At 47.3% G+C, this 23666-nt stretch carries 17 protein-coding genes and 1 pseudogene; 15 read left to right on the forward strand and 3 right to left on the reverse strand.

The window, feature by feature from the left end; translation table 11 throughout:
- Positions 1 to 1089: 1089 nt before the first annotated feature.
- The 13 genes from mraZ to ftsZ all read left to right on the forward strand — a co-directional run bounded on the left by mraZ (position 1090) and on the right by ftsZ (position 17986).
- Entirely contained in the window at positions 1090 to 1548 is a 459-nt protein-coding gene (mraZ, locus tag VIM87_RS08715; protein ID WP_331996607.1) for a division/cell wall cluster transcriptional repressor MraZ, read from the forward strand.
- Between the two features lie 113 nt (positions 1549 to 1661).
- Positions 1662 to 2573, forward strand: coding sequence for a 16S rRNA (cytosine(1402)-N(4))-methyltransferase RsmH (gene rsmH, locus VIM87_RS08720; RefSeq protein WP_331996608.1), 912 nt, complete (start codon positions 1662 to 1664; stop codon positions 2571 to 2573).
- Between the two features lie 99 nt (positions 2574 to 2672).
- On the forward strand, positions 2673 to 3053 hold the full coding sequence (locus VIM87_RS08725; protein ID WP_331996609.1) for an FtsL-like putative cell division protein: 381 nt from the start codon (positions 2673 to 2675) through the stop codon (positions 3051 to 3053).
- Positions 3054 to 3082: 29 nt separating this feature from the next.
- Complete coding sequence (locus VIM87_RS08730; RefSeq protein ID WP_331996610.1) at positions 3083 to 5191, forward strand: penicillin-binding protein; 2109 nt, start codon at positions 3083 to 3085, stop codon at positions 5189 to 5191.
- 205 nt (positions 5192 to 5396) lie between these two features.
- Positions 5397 to 6863, forward strand: coding sequence for a UDP-N-acetylmuramoyl-L-alanyl-D-glutamate--2,6-diaminopimelate ligase (locus VIM87_RS08735; RefSeq protein WP_331996611.1), 1467 nt, complete (start codon positions 5397 to 5399; stop codon positions 6861 to 6863).
- A gap of 23 nt (positions 6864 to 6886) precedes the next feature.
- Positions 6887 to 8137, forward strand: coding sequence for a phospho-N-acetylmuramoyl-pentapeptide-transferase (gene mraY / locus VIM87_RS08740; protein WP_331996612.1), 1251 nt, complete (start codon positions 6887 to 6889; stop codon positions 8135 to 8137).
- A 3-nt stretch (positions 8138 to 8140) separates the two neighbouring features.
- Positions 8141 to 9532: a UDP-N-acetylmuramoyl-L-alanine--D-glutamate ligase gene (gene murD / locus VIM87_RS08745; protein WP_331996613.1), complete on the forward strand. Its 1392-nt coding sequence runs from the start codon at positions 8141 to 8143 to the stop codon at positions 9530 to 9532.
- Between the two features lie 103 nt (positions 9533 to 9635).
- Positions 9636 to 10835, forward strand: a complete 1200-nt coding sequence (locus VIM87_RS08750; RefSeq protein WP_331996614.1) for an FtsW/RodA/SpoVE family cell cycle protein — start codon at positions 9636 to 9638, stop codon at positions 10833 to 10835.
- A gap of 156 nt (positions 10836 to 10991) precedes the next feature.
- Positions 10992 to 12080, forward strand: coding sequence for an undecaprenyldiphospho-muramoylpentapeptide beta-N-acetylglucosaminyltransferase (murG, locus tag VIM87_RS08755; RefSeq protein ID WP_331996615.1), 1089 nt, complete (start codon positions 10992 to 10994; stop codon positions 12078 to 12080).
- Between the two features lie 71 nt (positions 12081 to 12151).
- Positions 12152 to 13522, forward strand: a complete 1371-nt coding sequence (gene murC, locus VIM87_RS08760) for a UDP-N-acetylmuramate--L-alanine ligase (RefSeq protein WP_331996616.1) — start codon at positions 12152 to 12154, stop codon at positions 13520 to 13522.
- Positions 13523 to 13609: 87 nt separating this feature from the next.
- Positions 13610 to 14692: a hypothetical protein gene (locus VIM87_RS08765; protein WP_331996617.1), complete on the forward strand. Its 1083-nt coding sequence runs from the start codon at positions 13610 to 13612 to the stop codon at positions 14690 to 14692.
- Positions 14689 to 16104, forward strand: coding sequence for a cell division protein FtsA (ftsA, locus tag VIM87_RS08770; RefSeq protein WP_331996618.1), 1416 nt, complete (start codon positions 14689 to 14691; stop codon positions 16102 to 16104). Before VIM87_RS08765 ends, ftsA begins: the two co-directional genes overlap by 4 nt.
- 145 nt (positions 16105 to 16249) lie before the next feature.
- A complete protein-coding gene (gene ftsZ, locus VIM87_RS08775; protein WP_331996619.1) occupies positions 16250 to 17986 on the forward strand; it encodes a cell division protein FtsZ in 1737 nt (578 codons plus the stop codon).
- A 179-nt stretch (positions 17987 to 18165) separates the two neighbouring features.
- Here the strand turns inward: ftsZ and VIM87_RS08780 are convergent, their stop codons facing one another.
- The 3 genes from VIM87_RS08780 to VIM87_RS08790 all read right to left on the reverse strand — a co-directional run bounded on the left by VIM87_RS08780 (position 18166) and on the right by VIM87_RS08790 (position 20588).
- Positions 18166 to 18762 (reverse strand): short chain dehydrogenase, encoded by a 597-nt coding sequence (locus tag VIM87_RS08780; RefSeq protein WP_331996620.1) that lies wholly within the window; start codon positions 18760 to 18762, stop codon positions 18166 to 18168.
- A gap of 8 nt (positions 18763 to 18770) precedes the next feature.
- The gene (locus VIM87_RS08785) at positions 18771 to 19883 is read right to left on the reverse strand and encodes an acetolactate decarboxylase (RefSeq protein ID WP_331996621.1); all 1113 of its coding nucleotides are present in this window, start codon (positions 19881 to 19883) and stop codon (positions 18771 to 18773) included.
- 264 nt (positions 19884 to 20147) lie between these two features.
- A complete protein-coding gene (locus VIM87_RS08790; protein ID WP_331996622.1) occupies positions 20148 to 20588 on the reverse strand; it encodes a response regulator in 441 nt (146 codons plus the stop codon).
- Positions 20589 to 20702: 114 nt separating this feature from the next.
- Between VIM87_RS08790 and VIM87_RS08795 the strand changes: the two genes are divergently transcribed.
- On the forward strand, positions 20703 to 23168 hold the full coding sequence (locus VIM87_RS08795) for a PAS domain S-box protein (RefSeq protein ID WP_331996623.1): 2466 nt from the start codon (positions 20703 to 20705) through the stop codon (positions 23166 to 23168).
- Between the two features lie 225 nt (positions 23169 to 23393).
- Positions 23394 to 23666 (forward strand): annotated as a pseudogene (locus VIM87_RS08800) (restriction endonuclease); the annotation flags it as partial.

Genomic DNA, 23666 nt, shown 5'->3' on the forward strand with positions numbered 1-23666 from the left:
AAGGTACAAATTAAATGTAAATGTAGGGCTGGACAATATTTGCCGCTGTTAAAATTTTGCCAAAAGGCATAAATCATCGACCGGGCAGGTACTGCTGAAATTGGCTGATCTTTTAAAAAAGTTCCGGGGATTGCCGGGCAGGCGGCTGTATGTAAACCTTAAACAGGATTATTTAAGCCTGGTGTATACCATTTTCAGGATGATGACCGGCTGCCGGAAAGCTTTCAAGTGGTTATAACCAGCACGTAATCAATACGAAAGCAAGCGCAGGGCTGCTTCTTCAGGGTAACAGTTCCTTGCCCGGCGTTTCCTGCACACTTTTTACCACCAGGCTATGATCCCTTCAACTACCAGATACCCGAATAATGCAAAACCATTTATAATCAGTGCGTAACTAATACTCACGCAACACCGGTCGCATCTGTCGTCCACTGGCCCGCCGATTGTCAGATAAGCCATATATGAGCCATATGTAAGCCATATCAAAGCCATATATGTCCCATCCCTTATAAGAGACGGCTTATGTACGGTTTATTAATAACTAAATTCCAGCTTATTATCGGTAAGCTCCTGTCCGGTAAAGCTTATCACTACGGCATATTGCTGGGCGGGGTTAGACCTGTTCCCGGCAGGTTCCTACCCGGCACAGCCTATCGCTATAGCTAATTGATGGTTGAGGTGAGGCCTGCTATCGACACGCTTCTATCCCGCACAGCTTATCACCATGGCTTATTAATGGGCGGGGTTAGACCTGTTCCCGGCAGGCTCCTACCCGGCACAACCTATTCCTATGGCTTGTCATTAAATGAATGGGATTTTACCACTTGCTTACCCTGGTCAAGACCTGCCATCAGGGCACAAAAAAAGGGGCCACACCCCTTATTAACAATAATATCATATTTAATCACACGTTATTAACACACAAGCCATCACTATCCACATTCGCAGGGGCATAAATCCCCGGTAAGCCCAATAGAAAGGACAGTTCTCCCCTGTGGAAAAAATTTAGAATGCATTTTTTCGTTAAAAAGTGGGAAAAAGTGTTATTTTGTGTTAGAAAATGGATTTCAAGGATTTTCGCCCCCCAACATGACAGGTTTTCTCGGTGAATATGAGGCTACGCTGGACGCAAAAGGGCGCTTTCTACTACCTGCCGGTTTCAAAAAGCAGTTAGCGGAAGGGGCCGGCGAGCAGTTTGTGCTGAACCGGGGGTTTGAAAAGTGTTTGACCTTGTATCCCATGAATGAATGGCAGCCCATCTTTGAACGCATCAGTAAGCTGAACGATTTTGACCCGAAAGTTAGGGAATTTCGCCGCTACTTTTTGAACGGCGCCACCATTCTGGACCTGGATAGCGCAGGCAGGTTATTGATTCCCAAGAATTTAATGACGTATGCCAGCCTGGAGAAAGACATTATACTGGCAGCAGCCACTAATAAAATCGAGATCTGGGATATAAGTAAGTACCAGGAGTTCTTTGAAAATTTCTCACCAGGAGCCTTCAGTGATCTGGCGCAACAGGTGATGACCGGAGACGGGAATGCCTAATTACGAATTATTCAATTACGAATTACGAATGATGTTGAACGTCTTTCAGGTAAGCTAGTTAATAATTCGTAGTACATAATTCGTAATTGACCAATTCGTAATTCGTAATTGAAATGGAAGCATCTCAATATCATTTACCAGTACTGCTGCAGGAAGTTATAGACAACCTGCAGATACGCCCGGACGGCACTTATGTGGATGCCACCTTTGGTGGTGGCGGGCATTCCAGGGCCATCCTTTCGCAGTTAGGCCCCAATGGCCGGCTGCTGGTATTTGACCAGGATGAAGATGCTTACCGCAACCGCATTGAAGACGAGCGCGTAACCTTTGTACAGCACAACTTCCGCCATTTACAGCGGTTCCTGAAACTGTATAAGGCTACCGAGGCAGATGGTATCCTGGCAGACCTGGGCGTGTCCAGCTACCAGTTTGATACCGCTGAAAGAGGCTTCAGCACCCGCTTTGAAGGCAATATGGATATGCGCATGGATACCCGCTCCCCCCTTACCGCAGCACAGGTGCTCCAAACCTATTCAGAAAAGGCGCTGCACCTGCTGTTCCAGGAATACGGAGAGGTTACCAACGCCCGTACTTTGGCCAAAACCATTGTAACGCAGCGTAAAACGCATCCCCTGCGCACCATCAGCGAATTCAAGTCACTGATACAGCCCATTGTAAAAGGCAATCCGCAAAAGTACCTGGCACAGGTGTTCCAGGCATTGCGTATAGTCGTGAACGATGAGCTGGGCGCACTGAAAGAGCTGCTGCAGCAATCAGCGCAGGTATTAAAGCCGGGGGGCCGGCTGGCCGTTATCACCTTCCACTCGCTGGAAGACAGGCTGGTGAAAAATTTCATGAAAACTGGACAGTTCGAGATCCAGGACTCGTCTTACGATTTCACTACTGCCCCTCCCCCTAAGACCTTCCAACTGATTACCAGGAAACCCATCACCGCAGGCGACGCAGAACTGAAGCAGAACACAAGAGCAAGAAGCGCAAAACTGAGGGTGGCGGAGAAAATTTAATAAATGTGTAAATGTGCAGATATGCATATGTGCAAATGAACAACAGCATAACACCGCATTTGCACATTTGCATATTTGCACACTTAAAAATTTATCAACGTGTTGCAGGAAGAGTTATTGGAAGAAGAAATAGAACAGGAAGAAGAAAGTCCGGAAGTACCGGAGGCGCCGGAACAGAAAAAGGAATGGCGCCTGCGCATCAACTACCGGGCCCTTACGCAAAATATGCCCTTCATCCTGTTCCTGAGCTGCCTGGCGCTGGTATACATAGCCAACAGCCATTTTGCGGAAAAAAAGATCCGCAGAATAAACAAGCTGGGAAAGGAAATAAAAGAGCTGCGCTGGGAATACCTGAATGTGAAAAGTGAGCTGATGTTCCGCAGCAAAATGAGTGAGGTGAGCAAAGCCGTAGAACCGCTGGGATTGAAAACGCTCAACAATCCACCACAGAAAATTGAGATTAAAAAGAAAGAGAAGTAAGAAATACCGCTTACTTCATTTCATCATATATGGAAGTAAAGAAAGACATACTATGGCGCGTTTACCTCTGCTTTATCGGCATGGTGCTGTTTGGCGTGGTAATACTGGCTAAGGTGTTCATGCTGCAGAATGTAGAAGGCAACTACTGGCGCAGCATGGCCGATAGCCTGCACACAAGCTATGTCTCGCTGGATGCGGAAAGAGGGACCATTTATTCAGAGGAAGGGAGAATGCTCTCTACCTCTATCCCCTATTTTGATCTGAGGATAGATTTTGCGGCCGATGGCCTGCGCGATAAGAACGGACAGGTGTTTAAAGAGAACGTGGATTCTTTGTCAGGCTACCTCTCCCGCCTGTTTGGCGACCGCACCACAGCGGAATACAAACAGCTGCTGCGGGAAGGTTATAAAAGCAAGGACCGTTACTTTCTGCTGAAACGTAACGTGCCCTTTAACCAGTACCAGGAGCTGCGCACCTTTCCCATGTTCCGGCTGGGGCCTAACAAAGGCGGGCTCATAGCAGAAACCCGCAATAAACGCATTAATCCCTTTAAGCTATTGGCTAACAGAACCATTGGCCTGTCAAGGGAAAATGCCCAGAACGTAGGACTGGAAAGAACCTACGATGCTTACCTGAAAGGGGTGACCGGTAAAAGACTGATGCGCCGCATTGCCGGCGGCACCTTTGTACCGGTAGAAGGATATGATATTGAGCCGGAAGATGGCCATGATGTGAACACCACGCTGGATGTGAACATGCAGGACATTGTAGAGAATGCCCTCATGAATATGATGGTGGAAAATGAAGCAGAACACGGCACCTGTATATTAATGGAAGTAAAGACCGGCAAAATAAAAGCCATTGCCAACTTAGGCAGGCAGCCGGATGGCAGCTACTTTGAGGACATGAACTATGCCCTGCAGGTAGCGGAGCCGGGATCTACTTTCAAGCTGGCCACCGTGATCTCTGTGCTGGAAGACAGGTATACCACCATGAACGGTATGGTAGACCTGAACTACGGACGCTGGCAGGTAGGCCGCAGAACAGTATATGATTCTGAGCCGCACCACCGCACCAACGTAACCGTTAAACAGGCCTTTGAGCTGAGCTCTAATGTAGGTATGGCCAAGCTGGCCTATCAGTATTACAGCAAACAGCCCAACAACTTTGTAGCACATTTAAAAAAGCTGCACCTGGATAAACATACCGGTATTGACCTGGAAGGGGAAGGATGGCCGGTGATAAAAAGCACCGCATCCAAAACATGGAGCGCTACTTCCCTGCCCTGGATGGCGTTTGGGTACGAGGTGTTAATAAGCCCGCTGCAAACCTGCATGTTATATAATGCAGTAGCCAACAACGGTAAAATGATGAAGCCGTACCTGGTGAACAACATCATGGAGTACGGGCAGGTGCAGAAACAGTTTGAGCCAACCGTAGTAATGGACAGCATTTGCTCACGCAGCACGCTGAAGCAGGTGAAGAAAATGCTGGAAGGCGTAGTGCTGGAAGGCACCGCAAAAAAATTATGGACACCGTATTACTCCTTTGCCGGTAAAACCGGTACCGCGCTGGTAGCTAATGGCAAAAGAGGATATGCAGATAAAATTTACCAATCCTCATTTGCAGGTTATTTCCCGGCAAATGATCCGCAGTACACCTGCGTGGTAGTGATCAAGAATAAAGCGCATGCGGCAAGGTTTTACGGCGCATCCGTAGCAGGCCCGGTGTTCCGCGAAGTGGCAGATAAATTATATGCCATTGCAGTGGAAAAACAAAAACCGTTAAAAACCACCATGCGCCTGGATTCTATGCTGGCGCTGAAGAACGGGAAAGGCACTGAGCTGAAGGAGATCTTAACTACCCTGCACCTGCCCTGGCAGGGCCCGGCGGTAACCAATACCAACTGGGTAAGCGCAACAGTAAATGAGCAGCAGGTAGCGCTGGAACCGGTAAAACAGCTGAAAGGCGCAGTGCCGGATGTAAAGGGAATGGGATTAAAAGATGCACTGTATTTGCTGGAAAATGCAGGACTGCGGGTAGAGATCAGGGGCGCGGGTAAAGTGATCACACAATCCATACCCGGCGGCAGCAAGATAGGCAGGGATCAAACTATTGTAATTGAACTGAACACTTAAGAAAACTACTAAAAGAATGTAAAATGTAAAATTTTAAATCATAAATGTAAAAGTTAAATGCAGCGAAGCTACTACCACCGACTTTTACATTTATCTCGTTCATAAAGTCTTTTAAATGGTCTCTATGAACCTCCTTCGTCGGTTTGAAATTTTACATTTATCATTTTGCATTCTTTTAGTCAGGTCTTAGAAGTATAAACGCAGCATGCAGTTATTAAGAGACATATTATATAGTGTAAGCATCCAGGCGGTGCACGGGAATAATAATATTTCCGTGAACGAGCTGCGCATAGATTCCAGGGCTGTACAACCCGGCGATGCATTCATCGCCATTAAAGGAGTGCATACGGATGGCCATACTTTTATAGCAAAAGCTATTGAGCTGGGCGCCGCTGCCGTGATCTGTGAAGTGCTGCCGGAAACGCTGCCGGACAGTGTATGTTATATACAGGTAGCCGACAGTACGCATGCCTGCGGTGTAATGGCCGATAACTTTTATCAGCACCCCTCCCGTAACCTGCAGCTGGTGGGCGTTACAGGCACCAATGGTAAAACTACCATTGCCACCCTGCTATTTAAGCTGTTTACCAAAATGGGTTACCATTGTGGATTGCTCTCTACCGTACAAAACCAGATAGGCGATACCGTTATACCCGCAACACATACCACCCCGGATGCCATCAGCCTTAATGCGCTGCTGGCGAAAATGGTGGAAGATGGCTGCCAGTATGCATTCATGGAAGTAAGCTCCCATGCCATACACCAGCAAAGGATAGCCGGTTTAAAGTTTGCCGGAGGTATTTTCAGCAACATCACACACGATCACCTGGATTATCATAAAACCTTTGATGAATACATCCGCGTGAAAAAGGCCTTCTTTGACGGCCTGCCCAACACCGCGTTTGCGCTCACCAACCTGGATGATAAGCGCGGCAATGTAATGCTGCAAAATACCAAAGCCCGCAAAGCCACATACAGCCTGCGCACCATGGCCGATTTTAAAGGCAAGATCCTGGAGAATAACCTTACAGGACTGATCATGCAGGTAGGCGAGCAGGAAGTGCACTTCCGCCTTATCGGGGAATTTAATGCCTATAACCTGCTGGCAGTATATGGCGCCGGCGTATTGCTGAACCAGGATAAACACGCAGTGCTGCAGGCCCTGAGCAACCTGCAGGGTGCAGAAGGCCGCTTTGATTATGTTTTATCAGACAACCAGCGCATTATCGGCATCGTGGATTATGCCCATACCCCGGATGCTTTGCTGAATGTGCTGGCCACAATCAAGAACCTGCGCAAAGGCAATGAGCAGGTGATCACCGTGGTAGGCTGCGGGGGCGACCGTGATACCGCCAAACGCCCTATCATGGCACAGGTAGCGGCAGAGCATAGTGATAAGGTGATACTCACCTCCGATAACCCGCGCTCTGAAGATCCGGCAGCTATTATACAAGCTATGGAAGCAGGCGTGCCGGTGCACCAGAAGAAAAAAGTATTGTCCATAACCGACCGGAAGGAAGCGATCAAAACCGCTATCAGCCTGGCTAACCCGGAAGATATTGTTCTGGTGGCGGGGAAGGGACATGAAAAATACCAGGACATCAAGGGCGTAAAACACCCGTTTGACGATAAAGCCGTGCTGCTGGAAATGATGCGGATGATGGAAAAATAGAATGTACGAGGACTAACTAACTTATGCTATATTATTTATTCAACTACCTGAAAACTGAGTTCAACATCAGTGGTAGCGGCATTTTCCAGTTTATCACCTTCCGGGTGACCATGGCATTGCTGCTTTCCCTGGTTATTTCCCTGCTGTTAGGGAAACGCATTGTGCGCTTCCTGCAACGGAAACAGATCGGTGAAGTGATCCGGGAGCTGGGCCTGCAGGGCGAGAACACGAAGAAGGGCACCCCTACCATGGGTGGGCTCATCATCCTGTCGGCCATTGTGATCCCTACCCTGCTGTTTGCCCGGGTAATGAATGTATACATCCTGCTGATCATACTATGCACCATCTGGCTGGGGCTGATCGGTTTTATAGATGATTACATCAAGGTATTTAAAAAGAATAAAGAAGGTTTAGCCGGTAAGTTTAAAGTGCTGGGCCAAATAGGCCTGGGCCTGATAGTAGGTACTACCTTATACTTTAATGATAATGTAGTGATCTCCCGTGAAGTGCAGAATGCAAAACCCCTCCCTTCCTATGAACGGGTGATCAGTAAAACGGAAAGGACCACCAAAGAAGGAAAACGTTTTGTGGATGTAAAAACCCCCATCACAACTATTCCCTTTGTAAAAACACATGAGTTCAACTACTCCCGGTTAATCTCCTGGATACCGGGTGCAGAGAAATATACTTTCGTGCTGTACATCCTGATCGTGATCTTCATTATCACGGCCGTATCTAACGGGGCTAATATAACCGACGGGCTGGATGGGCTGGCCACAGGCGTTTCTGCGGTCATAGGCATTTGTTTGGGTGTGTTTGCCTACGTATCCGGTAACATACAGTTTGCGGAGTACCTGAATATTATGTACATCCCCAACCTGGGCGAGCTGGCCATTTTCATAGCCGCCTTTGTGGGCGCCTGTGTGGGTTTTCTCTGGTACAATGCTTACCCGGCGCAGGTGTTTATGGGCGATACTGGCAGCCTGGCTTTGGGCGGCATTATTGCATCCCTGGCCATTATTGTGCGCAAAGAGCTGCTGATCCCTATTTTCTGCGGCGTGTTCCTGGTAGAGAACCTGAGCGTAATGATACAGGTAAGCTATTTCAAGTATACTAAAAAGAAGTATGGCGAAGGACGGCGCATTTTTAAAATGTCGCCCCTGCACCACCACTACCAGAAAATAGGATACCATGAAAGTAAAATAGCCGTACGCTTCTGGATAGTAGCCATTATGTGCGCGGTAGTAGCCATTGCAACTTTGAAAATGAGATAATAATTGAATAAGAACATACAATATCATCCAACAGCAGCAGACAGCACCGGCAGCGCCAGGCGCCTGGTGATCCTGGGCGCCGGTGAAAGTGGTATTGGCGCAGCTTTGCTGGGCAAACAGCAGGGCTACGAGGTATTTGTATCTGACGGAGGATTGATCAAGGACATCTACAAACAGGAAATGGCCGTGAACCACATCCCGTTTGAAGAAGGCCAGCACTCCTGGGATGTTATACTGGGTGCAGACGAGATCGTGAAAAGCCCGGGCATACCGGAAAAGTCGGAGCTGATGAAAAAGGTGCGTGAAAAGCAGGTACCGGTAATTTCAGAAATAGAGCTGGCTTACCGCTTCAGCAAAGATGCAAAGATCATAGCCATTACCGGCAGCAACGGCAAAAGCACCACCACTGCGCTTACCTACCACATCTTTAAAACGGCCGGCTACAACGCCGCCATGGTAGGCAACATTGGTATCAGCTATGCCAGGCAGGTAGCCACTGCACCGGCTGAATATTACATAATTGAGATCAGCAGCTTTCAGCTGGACGATATTACCACATTCAGGCCCCATGTAGCCATTTTACTGAACATAACACCCGACCACCTGGACCGTTATGACTATAAAATGGAGAACTACGTAGCCTCCAAGTTCAGGATAGCCATGAACCAGACAAATGAAGATTATTTCATTTACTGCATGGATGACCCGGAGATCAGGAATTATATGAACGAAAAAACTATTTACTCAACAACAATACCTTTTACTATCATGGAACCATTGAAGAAAGAAGGCGGATTTATAGCAAACGACCAGGTGAATATAAAATTGAATGACGATCCGGTGATCGTGTCGATCTATGATCTTGCCCTCAAAGGCAAACATAACTTATACAACTCAATGGCAGCAGGTATTGCAGGCAAAACCATGGACATACGGAAAGAGAAGATCCGCGAAAGCCTTACCTCTTTCAAAAGCCTCGAGCACCGTATGGAATATGTAGCCACCGTGCGTGGGGTAGACTTTATTAATGACAGCAAAGCTACCAATGTAAACTCATTGTGGTTTGCGCTGGAAAGCATGGAGCAGCCCGTAGTGCTGATCATGGGCGGGGTAGATAAGGGTAATGACTACAGCGCCATCAAAGACCTGGTACAGGAAAAGGTAAAAGGGATTGTTTGCATGGGAGTAGATAACAAGCCGATCCAGGATGCGTTAAGCAGCGCCACCCCTGCCATGGTAAATACCAGCAGCATGAAAGATGCGGTGCAGGAAGCGTTTAAGCTGGCTGCCAAAGGCGATGTGGTATTGCTTTCCCCGGCCTGCGCCAGCTTTGACCTGTTCAAGAATTATGAGGACCGAGGCAAGCAGTTTAAAGAAGCAGTAAGAGAACTGTAATAATGTGCAAATGTGCTGATATGAAAATGTGCAAATGGATTGAAACATAAGACCCACATTTGCACACCTGCATATCTGCAGATCTGCACATCAAGATTTGACTATGGGTGATTTTCTTTATAGAACAAAAGGTGACAAGGTGATATGGGCGATCGTGGTCTTCCTTTCGCTGGTGAGCTTGTTGGCAGTGTATAGCGCCACAGGCTCACTGGCGTATAGGGAAAGAGGCGGCCACACGGAGTATTACCTGTTAAAGCAGCTAACCGTACTGGTAATGGGTTTGCTGATCATCTATTTTGCGCACCGGGTGAACTATACTATTTATTCACGCGTAGCGCAGATAGGGTTCATCATTTCCATACCGCTGCTAATTTACACCCTGGCCTTTGGATCGCATATTAATGACGCCAGCCGCTGGATACGGCTGCCCATTATTAACCTTACGTTCCAGACATCGGATGTGGCCAAGCTGGCCATTTTCATGTATGTAAGCCGGCAGCTGTCCAAACGGCAGCATGTGATCACCGACCTGAAAAAAGGATTTTTGCCCATCATTATACCGGTAGGCATTATCTGTGTGCTCATTATGCCGGCCAACATGAGCACCGCCTTATTGCTGGGCGCCAGCTGTATGCTGCTATGTTTCATTGGCCGCATACCGGTAAAATACCTGGCCGCCATGATGGCCATGGGCGCAGGATTGGTGCTGCTGATGTTTGTGGTAGCAAAGGTTTCGGGCATGGAAGGCCGTACCAAAACATGGTTAAAAAGGATCGAGCATTTTACCAATAAAGAAAATTCAGAAACACCTTACCAGGTGCAGCAGGCCAACATTGCCATTGCCGGCGGCGGCTTTTTAGGTAAAGGCCCCGGTAACAGTACGCAGCGGAATTTTTTACCGCATGCGTATTCTGATTATATATATGCAACAATTATCGAGGAGTATGGTATCTTTGGCGCCTTTTTGATCTTAATGGCTTATATGCTGCTGCTGTTACGCTGCATACGCATCTACCGGAAATGCCCCTACGCGTTTGGGGCCTTCCTGGCATTAGGGTTGAGCGTAACGCTGGTGATACAGGCGCTCACCAATATGGCGGTGAACGTAGGTGTATTCCCGGTTACAGGGGTTACGCTGCCCATGGTAAGTATGGGAGGTTCGTCCGTAATATTTACCAGCCTGGCCATTGGTATTATATTAAGTGTTGCGCGCAATGTAGAGGAAATGGAAGGCAAAAAAGCAGAGCAGGAGCGGTTAGCAAGAGTGCTTGCTGAACAGGAGGAAGAGGAAGAGTACGCCTGAGCTTAATTAATAATTAAGAATTAATAATTAATAGGAAGTAGTGCTGAGTGGAAAATGTGCGGGGTTATTAATTCTTAATAGATCGATGGCAAGGCAAGGCAAGGAACAAAACATAATCATATTAATTATTCATTATTCATTATTAATTAAACGAAAGTGGCAAAGGTAATAATAGCAGGTGGTGGTACCGGAGGACATATCTTCCCGGCAATTGCTATTGCCAATGCATTGAAGAAGATACAGCCCAACATAGAGATCTTGTTTGTGGGCGCTAAGGGCAAAATGGAAATGGAAAAAGTGCCACAGGCCGGTTACCAGATAGAGGGTTTGGATATTGCAGCATTTAACCGCAGCAATATGCTCAAAAACCTGGCGCTGCCCTTTAAGATCATAAAAAGCCTGAACCAGGCCAGTAGTATATTAAAAAGCTTTCAGCCCAATGTGGTGGTAGGTGTAGGCGGTTACGCCAGCTTTCCCATGTTGCGGAAAGCACAGCGCAAAGGTATTCCAACCTTAATACAGGAACAGAACTCCTTTGCCGGCAAAACCAATAAGATCCTGGGCCGTAAAGCCAGCCGTATTTGTGTGGCGTATGATGGCATGGAAAAATTTTTTCCGGCCAATAAGCTGATCCTCACCGGCAACCCGGTAAGAAGCAGCATCACACAATCGGCCGTAACCCGGCCCGAAGCGTTGAAGCAGTTTGGCCTGCAGGAAGGTAAAAAAACAGTGTTTGCTTTTGGCGGCAGCTTAGGCGCTAAATCCATCAGCGAAGCATTGAAAGCTCTGCAGCCGGAGTTTGTGGAAAAAGATGTGCAGCTGATCTGGCAAACCGGTAAGCTGTATTATGAAACCGCAAAAGCAGCAGCCCTGCCCTACGCATCGCACATAAAGGTATTTGAGTTCATTAACCTGATGGACTTTGCGTACAAGGCAGCCGATGTGGTGATCTCCCGTGCAGGCGCTATGACCATTGCGGAAGAATGTGTGGCTAAAAAGCCGGTGATCTTTGTGCCGTATCCGTATGCAGCAGAAGACCACCAAACGTTTAATGCACAGGCGCTGGTAAGCAAACAGGCAGGGCTGCTGATCAAAGACAGCGAGGTAGGCAAAGAGCTGGGTACTACCCTCTTTAGCCTGTTGCAGAACAAAGCCCTTACGGAGCAGCTGGAACAAAATATTGCAAAGCTGGGCAACAGCAATGCAGATATGACCATAGCACAGGAAGTGCTCAAATTAATTTGAGATTTTAGATTAACGATTTTAGGTTTCCAATCAAATCTAAAATCGTAAATCTGAAATCGTAAATCAGCAAGATGGATCTGAATAACATACAAAGGGTGTATTTCATTGGCATAGGCGGCATAGGCATGAGCGCCATTGCACGGTTCTTTAATGAGAACGGCGTGCAGGTGAGCGGTTATGACCGTACGGAAACCGCTCTTACCAAACAGCTGGCAGAAGAAGGTATGCAGATCCATTATACAGATGATGTGAACTTAGTGGATAAGCAGGCCACCCTGGTGGTGTACACACCTGCTATTCCCGCAATACATTCAGAGCTGAAATGGTATCGTGAAAATAATTTTGAGGTGGTAAAACGCAGTGATGTGCTGCAGGAAATTACCCGGGAGCTGTTTGCCATTACGGTAGCCGGCACCCATGGTAAAACCACCATCTCAACCATGATAGCGCATATCCTGCGCCATAGCGGGTATGGCTGTAATGCATTCCTGGGCGGCATCAGCGTGAATTATAACCGCAATTTCTGGAGCAGTGATAAGCGGGTAGCTGTAATTGAGGCCGATGAATACGACCGCTCTTTCCTGAAGCTAAGTCCGGACATTGCCGTGCTTACCGCCATGGACCCGGATCACCTGGACATTTACGGCACAGAAGCGGATATGCAGGAAGCGTTTATTCAGTACACAAAGAATATAAAGCCCAACGGTACGTTAATAGCGCGGGAGGGCCTGCAACGCGCAGCAGACCTGCAGGCAGATAATAAGCTGTGGTACCGCCTGAACAGCAGCAGCGCCAACGCGTATGCCAAGAACATCCGCAACCGGAACGGCGGTTACCAGTACGATGTAGTGCAGCAGGACTGGACCATTGAAAATGTAACACTGCCTATTGGCGGCCTGCATAATGTGGAGAACAGTGTAGCCGCTATTACCGTGGCGCACCTGTTAGGCATTGACGAAGCAGCCATAAAAGCCGCAGTAGCTGATTTTAAAGGCATACGCCGCCGCTTTGAATATGTGATCAATAACGATTACCAGGTGTTCATAGACGACTATGCGCATCATCCGGAAGAGCTGCGGGCATTGATCAGCAGCGCGCGCGACCTGTTCCCGGATAAAAAGTGCGTAGTGGTATTTCAGCCGCACCTGTATACCCGCACCCGCGACCTGGCAGATGGTTTTGCAGAAAGCCTGGCCCTGGCAGATGAGGTGATCTTATTACCCATTTACCCCGCGCGGGAGCTGCCTATAGAAGGCGTGAGCAGTGAAATGATCGCCGGTAAAATAAGCGGGAAGCCGGTGCAGATATTACAGCAGGCAGAAGTGCTGGAATGGCTGAAAGCCAATACAGCGCCCCTGTTCATTACTGCAGGCGCAGGTGATATAGACCTGATGAAAGAGCCGGCTAAAAAAATATTGGAAGGTGAAAAGAGTGAGAAATAGTGCAGAGTGAGAAGCGAACTGTGAAAACAGGCAAGCGTTTTCACATTTCACCTTTCACGTTTAATAACAAATAAAAAAGTAACAAGAGTGCAACCTAAAACACGCAAGGCATTAAAACGTATGGGTACCGCCCTTTTATGGATGGCAGTACTTGTTGGCTTTGTGGTATTGGTAAGCGCCGCAGTGAAAGTGAAAGATACCACCCAGTGCAAAGGCATCGTGGTAAAGCTTTCCGGTGACGACGAGAATTTCTTTATAGAAGAAAAGGACATCAAGGCGCTGATCGTAAAAAATAAAGACCTGAACCCAATAGGCAAGCCTGTAAGCAGCATTAATATAGCCACTTTGGAAAAAGTGGTAGCGCAGGATCCCTGGGTAAAACAGGCCGATCTGTTCATTGACAACAACCGTGTGCTGAACATTAAGGTAGTGCAGCGTGAGCCGGTAGCCCGTGTGTTCACCACCACCGGCAACAGCTTTTACCTGGATGCGCAGCGCGACCGCATACCGGTATCTGAACGTTATACCGCAAGGGTGCCTGTATTCACCGGCTTCCCTACCGATGCGCCGCAGCTGCAAACGGCCGACAGCGCGCTTACCGCAGGCATCGTAGACTTCAGCACCTATGTGCTGAACGATCCTTTCTGGATGGCGCAGGTAGAGCAGGTGAATATTAACGGCGAACGCAAATTTGAGATCACCCCCAAGCTGGGCGATCATATTATTGACTTTGGAGAAGGAACCGATGTAGAGAAAAAATTTACCAAGTTATTAGCCTTCTACAAAGAAGGCCTCAGCCGGGTAGGCTGGAACAATTATACCCGTATTAACGTGGCGTTTGAAAATGAAGTAGTATGTACCCGTAAAGATGGTACGCCGCCGCCAAAACCCACCCCGCCGCATCTGGATAGTGTGGATGTGGATATGGCCGGCACAGGCGACATTGCTGCCGCGACAACAACAGCAGCAGCAGCGCCTGCAAAAGAAACAGCCAGGCATGCTGAGCACACGGAAAAGCCGGCCGCAAAACCGGCTCCGAAAACAACAGTAAAGCCTTCATCCAATAACAAAACACCAAAACCACCGGCCAAAACGCAGCGGACACCCAAAGCAGTATATAAACCGGCGGACAAACCAATTAACGCAACAAAAAAACATAAAACGCCATGAATCAGGAAGCTCCCATCATTGTAGGCCTTGATATAGGAACTACGAAGATTGCTGCCATTGCAGGAAGGAAGAATGAATACGGGAAACTGGAAATCCTGGGATTCGGTAAAGCCCCATCTTTTGGTGTGCAGCACGGAATGGTGCTGAACATCGATCAAACGATCAAAGCCATACGGCAGGCACTGGAAAACTGCTACGCTTCAAATCCCAACCTGGAGATCAATGAAGTGTATGTAGGCATTGCCGGCCATCATATAAAAAGTTTGCAAACCCGCGGGGATATTGTACGTAGCGATACGGACGCAGAAATTTCCCAGAAGGATATTGATCAACTGATCAACGATCAGTATAAAACGGTGATACCCGCCAGTGACCAGATCATTGACGTGATACCGCAGCAATATATTGTGGATAGCCTGCAGAACATCACCTACCCTATTGGTATGTCGGGTGTGAAGGTGGGCGCTAACTTCCACATTATTACGGGCGATAAGAATGCGATCCGTAACATAAACCGCAGCGTGGAAAAATCCGGCCTGCGCATCCATGACCTGGTGCTGCAGCCCTTAGCTTCCGCTGCCGCCGTTATGTGCGACCTGGATTTTGAAGCCGGCGTAGCCATTGTAGATATAGGCGGTGGTACCACAGACCTGGCCGTGTTTTACGAAGGTATTCTTAAACATACAGCGGTAATTCCTTATGGCGGGGAAAACATTACCAATGATATTAAGAATGGCCTGGGCGTGCTGAAAACACAGGCAGAGCAAATGAAAGTGCAGTTCGGCTACGCGCTGGCAGATGAAGCCAAGAACAATGCCTACATCACTATTCCCGGCCTGCGCGGACAGAACCCGAAGGAAATATCTGTAAAGAACCTGGCGCACATTATTCAGGCGCGTATGAGCGAGATCCTGGATTTTGTTGTGTACCATCTGAAACAGATAGGCATGGATAATAAAATGCTGAATGGCGGTATTATCCTTACCGGCGGGGGCTCCCAGCTGAAACATCTGATACAGCTAACCGAATATACTACGGGTGTGAATGCACGTATCGGTTATCCGAACGAGCATCTGGCCAGCGGCCATATTGACGAGCTGACCAAACCCATGTACGCTACCTGCGTAGGCCTGATACTGAAAGGTTATAACGATTATGAGAATGACCGCAGGGCGCTGGAAGAAAATTATGTAAAGATCAACACCAGCTTTATAGCCAAGGAAAAAGCTTCCAATAAGGCAGCCACTGGCGATGAGGACTGGATGCAGGAAGAAGAAGGACCGGCAGAAGATACAGCAGCTATACAGGCAAGGAAAGCAAACGAAAGGAATGCATCTTTGAAAAGCTTCCTGGACAGGATGAAGACAAAGATCATAGATATGTTCACAGAAGAAGAGGACGCAAAACTATAGTACCAATTAATAATTAAGAATTAATAATTAATAAGAAGAATTGCGAAGCGCGGGAGTATAATTGAAAGACTGGCCTCAATATTGTTAATTCTTCATTATTCATTATTAATTATTTAGGCAACTAACCCATAAAAGAGATAGAGTCATGATACATTTTGATCTTCCAAAGGAGAAATCCTCCATCATCAAGGTAATAGGCATTGGTGGTGGTGGAAGCAATGCGGTGAACCACATGTTCAACCAACGCATTGATGGGGTGAATTTTATTATCTGCAATACCGATGCGCAGGCAATCGCTAACAGCCCCGTTCCAAATAAAGTGCAGTTAGGACCGCACTTAACACAAGGACTGGGCGCTGGCGCCAATCCTAAGATCGGTGAGCAGGCAACGGAGGAATCCTTTGAAGAGCTCAAAAAGATACTGGAGGTAAATACCAAGATGGCCTTTATTACGGCAGGCATGGGCGGCGGTACCGGTACCGGTGGCGCACCTATTATTGCACGTATCTGTAAGGAGCTGGGTATTTTAACCGTAGGTATTGTAACCACTCCCTTCTCCTATGAAGGGAAGAAACGTATGATGCAGGCAGATGAAGGTGTGAGCCGCCTGAAAGAATACGTGGATACGCTGCTGATCATTTCCAATGATAAGCTGCGCCAGAAATACGGCGATCTTAAATTCAAGGCTGCTTTTGAAAAAGCAGATAATGTACTGGCCACCGCTGCCAAATGTATCACAGATGTGATCAACAGCACCGGCCAGATAAACGTGGACTTTGCGGATGTTTGTACCGTAATGCGTAACGGCGGCGTAGCCATACTGGGCGCTGCTACTGCAGAAGGTGAAAGCCGCGCGCAAAGGGCCATTGAAGAAGCCTTAACATCTCCCCTGCTGAATGATAACGACATCAGCGGCGCTAAATGGATCCTGATCAACATTTCATCTGCCGAAGGCGAATTTGAGCACACGCTGGATGAAATGGATACCATACAGGCCTATGTACAAAGCATGGCCGGTGAGGATTGTGATGTGATCTTAGGTGTAGGCTACGATCAAACCCTGGAACGCAAATTAGGTGTAACCATTATTGCCACCGGTTTTGAGCAGAAGCCTATACAGCGCATGCCCATGAACCCGGAAGCAGAAACTAAGGTAGCCGAGCCTAAGATCGTAATGCAGCTGGGGCAGGATGGTGATGAAAAGAAAATGAGCCATCCTAAGGGGCAGGGCAACCTGTTTGTGGAACCCACAGATCATATGGCGCCCCGGCTGGTAGAACCGGTAGTAACACACCCGCAGCAGGCAGCTAATTATACACCGCCGCCCGCACCGGAAAAACAGAACTTTGTATTAAACATTGAGCCTGACCCGGATTATGTGCCACCGGCAATACCCGCACAGCCCGCGCCGCCGGCCAGCAACAATACCGGTGCAGGAATTAACGTTATACGTCAGCAAACACCGCCGCCGGCCACCTTTATTCATATAGAACCGCTGAGCAATACGCCGCCACCGGCCAATGACCAGCCGGAAATGAAAATGGTGTTTAAGGAAGAGGATGAACCGGCAACACCGCCGCCTGCACCAACGCCTACGCCTGCACCTCCCACATCTGCTGTAGATGAGCAGTTTGAAGAGCAGAAACGTAAGCAGGCGGAAAGGATAGCCAAGCTGCGGAGCATTAGCTTTAATGTGAAAACGATGGATAATAATACGGAGATTGAGAACGTGCCCGCTTACCTGCGCCGCAATGTTGATCTGGACAATGGCGCCGGATCCGCAGAACGTTTTTACTCCAATTATACCGTGAGTGAGAATGGGCAAAACCAGGCAGAGATCAATACTATCAATACTTTTTTAGATGGGAAAAAACCCGATTAATGAGGAGCGATCTCTCATGGGTTAAGTCTCTGTATTTTTTCGTTTGATTGTTTTTTAGTTGTGTTAAAGAAAGTCCTCCGGTTCTCCGGAGGACTTTTCATTTTAAGGCCTTTTATTGCAGGCTGCATAATCCGTCCAGCAACAGGGAGCGGTATTCAAAAACATCTGCATGCATACCCTTAGTATACCTTAATGATCTGCCCTGTAATGCCGCCTTCTACGCTCCTTACATAAGCATTCACAACTCTATCCATGGGCACGGGGTTAAAGCCCGGGAACAGCGGTTGCAGTTCTGCAAATGAGTCTTCTACCACACCGGGGCTTACGGCATTAATGCGCATGCCTTTTTTCAGCTCCAGGGCAGCGGATAATACAAAGCCATTTAATGCAGCATTCACCAAAGCGCCGCTAACAAAGCCTTTGGCGGGATCGTCGGCCAGTATGCCGGAGGTAAGCGTAAAGGAGCCGCCTTCATTTAAATAATGCTGGCCGGTTAGTACCACATTGATCTGGCCCATTAATTTACCGGGCAGCGCTTCCATGATCTTAGCGGTGGTAAGGGATTGCAGATCATCCATACCCACGGAGCCGGCTGTTACAATAACCGCATCAATACCTTTTACCTGTTTAAACAGTTGCTCCACACTTTCGGGTTGTGCAATGTCTACCCGCACATCGCCGCTGTTACGACCAGCAGTAATGATCTCATGTTTGCCTAAGGCGGCTTTTACCTTTTGCCCTATGGTGCCACCAGCGCCTATCATCAGTATTTTCATACGTGTAATTATTGTTTTAATGCCTCCTGCTGACGCACACTTTCTGCATGCACATCCTCATACAGCTTTTTAATAAATTCCTCTGAAAGGCCCAGCTGCTTACCTTCTGCAATGGCCCTTTGCAACACTTCGTTAAACCGGTTGCTTTGTACTACGCCAATCTTATGCACCATTTTATAAGTGCCTATAGCGCGGGCAGCTTCCATTCTTTCTCCCAGCAGCTGCACTATTTGTTTGTCCAGCTGATCAATTTTCTCACGGTAAACGGTCATGGTATCCACCTTGCCTCCTTGCGTTTGCGCCTGTGCTTTGCCGCCACGTTCTACGCTCTTAATATCTTCTTCCCGGTTCTTTTTAAAATCAAAATGTTCATAATCGCTCGTGGCAGGCACCTGTACCCCGTAGCTATCCAGCACATCTATCTCAATTTGTATATGGTCTGTTAAAAGATCTATCATATGCCCGCCTTCATTCTTTTGTGCAGACAGGAAATGGAAGTGATAACCGGAGATATTGGTGTTATCCATAAACACCGGCAGGCGGTACCCTACCAGGTCGCCCTGCGCGCTGTTATAAGTAAAGAAGTGCTGCAGGCTTAACATATCTGCCAGCGGTGTATGTTGATGCTCTTTTACAGGCGGAAAGGCGCGGGTCTTTAACATGCTGAAGGTACCGCTGATGTGAATAGCATACATGCCGTTCACGTTCGTAAGCACACTATCCAGTAAATGAAAAAGAGCGGTTTTATCCATTGCTTTATTGGGTGTGATCTTTATGGTTGGATGAAAATAATTGACCATGGCAAAAGAGGCCAGCTGCTGATCATTCACCTCAAAAGTTTTACCGGTGTATTGCGTTTGATAGATCTTGCCGTTAAAGATGATCAGCTCACCATCCAGCAGGGCCGGCGCACCCAGACCAAAGTTGCCGTGCTGCTTCAGCGTGCCGTATGGGTAAATACCATCGTACAAACCACCGATCAATGCGCCGCCAATACCGGCGGTATATAAATGATGTTGTGACGTATCTGCCTTGCTGTGCGTATGGCTTTGGCCGGCCGGGCGTGCAGAGAGTATTATTAAAGCCAGTACAGGGATGGTTAAGATATGGATAAGGCGCATGGTAAATGAAGTTTAGATCTTACAATAGCATCAAAATTACAGTACCGGGTTGTATGGTGCAAATGAAATTATGAGGCAACCTTATTGCAGCCTGGCACGTATTCATTTCAGACATTGATCTAACCTACGGCATATATATCCTATGGTAATGTTACTGGCAAAAGATATGGCCTTGTTCATGCGCCTTGCTGAAGAAGCAGGGCAACTAGTAACACGTTGTGATGCAGATAGCCTGGTGATGATAAATTGCCAGGCTATACTTTTTTAATTATGGTGGCGCAGCAGATGCAGTGAAGGCGAAAATACAGCAAACAGGCAGCTGAGCAAATGTACCAGCTCTTTAAAATCGTCTGGTTTTACTACAAACAAATTAGCGCCGTTATCATAAGCCAGGGCTATATCAAACTTTGAGTTGGAAGTAGACATGATCACCACCGGAATGCGTTTGAACTGATCCTGGTTCTTTAATTCCTTCAATGTACTTCTGCCATCTTTAACGGGCATATTAAAATCAAGGATAATGAGGTCGGGGTTTTCGCTGGCGCCGGATAAGTAAGAAAGAACCTGCTCTCCGTTCTCCACTTCGTTAATGGTATATGTAATACCGGTATGGCTAATGCCTTCAATAAATAATTCCCGGTCAATCGCGTCGTCATCCGCCAACAGAATGTTCAGGGGAGAGTGCTTGTTCACAATCGGCTTCACAGTTTTAAATAAGTTTATTGCAGGGAAAATAGTCCGGAGACAAGTATCCTTAATCTGAGTTGATTTTGGTAAATTTATTAATTACTTGCCAATTAACAACAATAATTTACCGCTATGGCCATTGAAGATACCGCCCACGATGCGGGCGAGCTCCAAACCTATCCTATACTGGAACTGCTGCTGGAATCTGCCAAAGCAATTAACTCGGAGGTGGAGCTGGAGAAGCTGGTGCAGCGTATTACGGATATTGGCACCTCCCTTAGCGGTGCGCAGTTTGGCGCATTTTTTTATAATGAAGAAAATCCAAGCGGCGAAAAGTATTTATTGTACACTATTTCCGGGGTGCCTAAAGAGGCCTTCTCTAAATTCCCTATGCCCCGGAATACCAAAATATTTGGTCCAACCTTTTCAGGTAAAGGTGTAGTGCGGTATGACGATGTTACGCAACAACCGCATTATGGGCAGAACGCCCCTTACCATGGCATGCCCCGCGGCCACCTGCCTGTAAGGAGCTACCTGGCAGCGCCTGTAGTGGCGCCTATTACGAATGAGGTAATTGGCGGTTTGTTCTTTGGCCATTCTACACCGGGCGTATTTACAGAAACCAGTGAGCAGCTGATAGAAGGTATTGCGGCACAGGCTGCTATTGCCATGGGTAACGCACGTCTCTTTGAAGAAAAGAAAAAAACAGAGAAACGGTTACTGGAACAAAAGGAGCAGTATTCCAGTATTTTTAACGCTACCTCCGACGCCATTCTTATTTATGATGAAAAGGGCGTAATAGCAGAAGCCAATCCCGCTGCAGGAAAAATGTACGGCTATACAAATACAGAAATGGTGGGGCTGCACGGCAGCGCATTGATGCAGCAATTTCCGGAAGAATTTGAAGGCATCCGCGAAATTGTGAAAACCGGTAAGTCTTATTCCGGCGCAGGCGTGCATGTAAAAAAGGACGGTACAGTGATCCATACGGATATGGTGCTCACGAATTTCATCTTTAAGGAAAAGCAGCATTACCTGGCTGTAATACGTGATGTAACGGGTGATAAACGTACTGCTGAAGCCCTGCAAAAAAGCGAAGCGCTTACACAAGTAATTGCCAAAACATCGCCGGTTGCGTTATGGATAACCAATAGCAAAGGAGAGAATACTTTTGTAAATCAAACCTGGGTTGACTGGACCGGCAAGCCCCAGGAAATGCATTTGGGTTATCAATGGCTGTCTGATGTGTATGATGATGATAAGGAAAGTATGCGGGCGCGTTTTATGGAGGACTTTCAGCAACGTAAGAATTTTGAGTTTGAGTTCCGCCTGAAAAGACGGGATGGCGAGTTAAGATGGTGCGTATCCAGCGCCAGCCCCTATTACAGCGCTGCCGGTGTGTTTGAAGGTTATACCGGATCCTGCATGGATATTACAGAAAGAAAAACAACCCTGCAGCATTTGCAAAGCCGCAATGTACTCATTAACACCATTACTAATAACACCATGCAGGCGTTGTTTATGCTGAATGAACACCGCATGTGCACTTTTATGAATCCTGCTGCAGAAAAAATGACCGGGTTTAAGATCCATGAGCTGCAGGAAAAACCATTACACTATTATGTGCACCATACTCACCCGGATGGCCGGCACTTTCCCATAGAAGAATGCCCTATTGACAAGGCAACCAGCACCCGCCACCAAACCAGCGGGGAAGAAATATTCATACACCGGGATGGATATTTTTACCCCGTAGCATTTGTATCCAGCCCTATTGTGGAGAATGGCGTATTAAAAGGCACGGTGCTGGAAGTGCGCGACATTACGGAAGAAAAAAGGATCCAGGAAGCCCTTCATGACCAGGAAGCAGCCACCAAACACATACTGGAACAAAAAGTAAAAGAACGTACCGCTGACCTGGAAAAGCTGAACTATGAGCTGATGCAGTTCACCAGCGTAGCCTCTCATGACCTGAAGGAACCTTTGCGGAAGATCTCCCTGTTCAGCAGAATGCTGCAGGATAAAGCCGGCAACACACTGGATGCTGCGGCCAATAAATACATTGATAATATCATTAACTCCTCTACCCGCATGTCGTCGCTGATAGATGACCTGCTGGCCTTTTCCCGCCTTTCGCAGGATAACCTGGAGTTTGAACCCGTAGACCTGAACGCGCTGCTGCAACAGATCTGGCTGGACCTTGAAATATCTGTAAAGGAAAAAGATGCCGTGCTGCATTATTCGGGGCTGTCTGAAATTACAGGCGTGCCCCTGTTATTAGGGCAGCTGTTCCAAAACCTGATCAGCAACTCGCTGAAATTTGCGCATAGTGAGCGTACGCCTGTTATTACTATCCAGGTTGTTAAAGACGGCAATGTAACCCGGATTGTTTATTCCGATAATGGGATTGGTTTTAAGAATGAGTACGCGGTTAAGATCTTTGAAGTGTTTCAACGGCTGCATACGAAGGACCAGTATGAAGGTACGGGGATAGGGCTGGCGATTGTGAAGAAGATCGTATCGTTGCATAAGGGGGAGATAAGAGCGTATGGGGAGGAAGGGAAAGGAGCCAGGTTTGAGATGGAGTTGGGGGAGTAAGTGCGCTACTTATCTTATAACTACTCATTAACATCTAATTAACTCAATGGCGATATCATATTAATTTATCTATACTCATGGCCTATATAATATTTGGCCAAATACTACATTTCATTTAAATTCATTTCTTGTTGGCTGCTCACAGGGTCCCCTGTCCTATCCTTTATTGATCTTCCTCAAAAGAATAACAAGTATTTTTTATTACCCTTTAAAAAATTTATCCCTATGGATTTCAAGGACCAGTTGAAACAACTTGGTAATCGCGTTGCCAAGCTCAAAGATCAGATCCTCACTGAAGAAGCAACCAAGAATGCGTTTGTGATGCCCTTTATACAATGCCTGGGTTATGATGTATTTAATCCCCTGGAAGTGGTTCCTGAGTTTATTGCCGATCTGGAAATTAAGAAAGGGGAAAAAGTGGACTATGCTATTATAAAGGATAACAAGCCTACCATTTTGATTGAGTGCAAACATTGGTCGGCTAACCTGGATCCGCAC

Origin of the sequence: Chitinophaga sp., assembly GCF_036569125.1 — a bacterium.
Classification (GTDB): domain Bacteria; phylum Bacteroidota; class Bacteroidia; order Chitinophagales; family Chitinophagaceae; genus Chitinophaga.

What these genes read in the sequence shown, in the direction of transcription:
- murC (WP_331996616.1), top strand. Translation starts at nt 12,152, where the DNA reads ATGGATCTGAATAACATACAAAGGGTGTATTTCATTGGCATAGGCGGC.
- rsmH (WP_331996608.1), top strand. Translation starts at nt 1,662, where the DNA reads ATGGAAGCATCTCAATATCATTTACCAGTACTGCTGCAGGAAGTTATA.
- ftsZ (WP_331996619.1), top strand. Translation starts at nt 16,250, where the DNA reads ATGATACATTTTGATCTTCCAAAGGAGAAATCCTCCATCATCAAGGTA.
- VIM87_RS08795 (WP_331996623.1), top strand. Translation starts at nt 20,703, where the DNA reads ATGGCCATTGAAGATACCGCCCACGATGCGGGCGAGCTCCAAACCTAT.
- mraZ (WP_331996607.1), top strand. Translation starts at nt 1,090, where the DNA reads ATGACAGGTTTTCTCGGTGAATATGAGGCTACGCTGGACGCAAAAGGG.
- VIM87_RS08785 (WP_331996621.1), bottom strand. Translation starts at nt 19,883, where the DNA reads ATGCGCCTTATCCATATCTTAACCATCCCTGTACTGGCTTTAATAATA.
- mraY (WP_331996612.1), top strand. Translation starts at nt 6,887, where the DNA reads ATGCTATATTATTTATTCAACTACCTGAAAACTGAGTTCAACATCAGT.
- VIM87_RS08780 (WP_331996620.1), bottom strand. Translation starts at nt 18,762, where the DNA reads ATGAAAATACTGATGATAGGCGCTGGTGGCACCATAGGGCAAAAGGTA.
- VIM87_RS08735 (WP_331996611.1), top strand. Translation starts at nt 5,397, where the DNA reads ATGCAGTTATTAAGAGACATATTATATAGTGTAAGCATCCAGGCGGTG.
- VIM87_RS08730 (WP_331996610.1), top strand. Translation starts at nt 3,083, where the DNA reads ATGGAAGTAAAGAAAGACATACTATGGCGCGTTTACCTCTGCTTTATC.
- VIM87_RS08750 (WP_331996614.1), top strand. Translation starts at nt 9,636, where the DNA reads ATGGGTGATTTTCTTTATAGAACAAAAGGTGACAAGGTGATATGGGCG.
- ftsA (WP_331996618.1), top strand. Translation starts at nt 14,689, where the DNA reads ATGAATCAGGAAGCTCCCATCATTGTAGGCCTTGATATAGGAACTACG.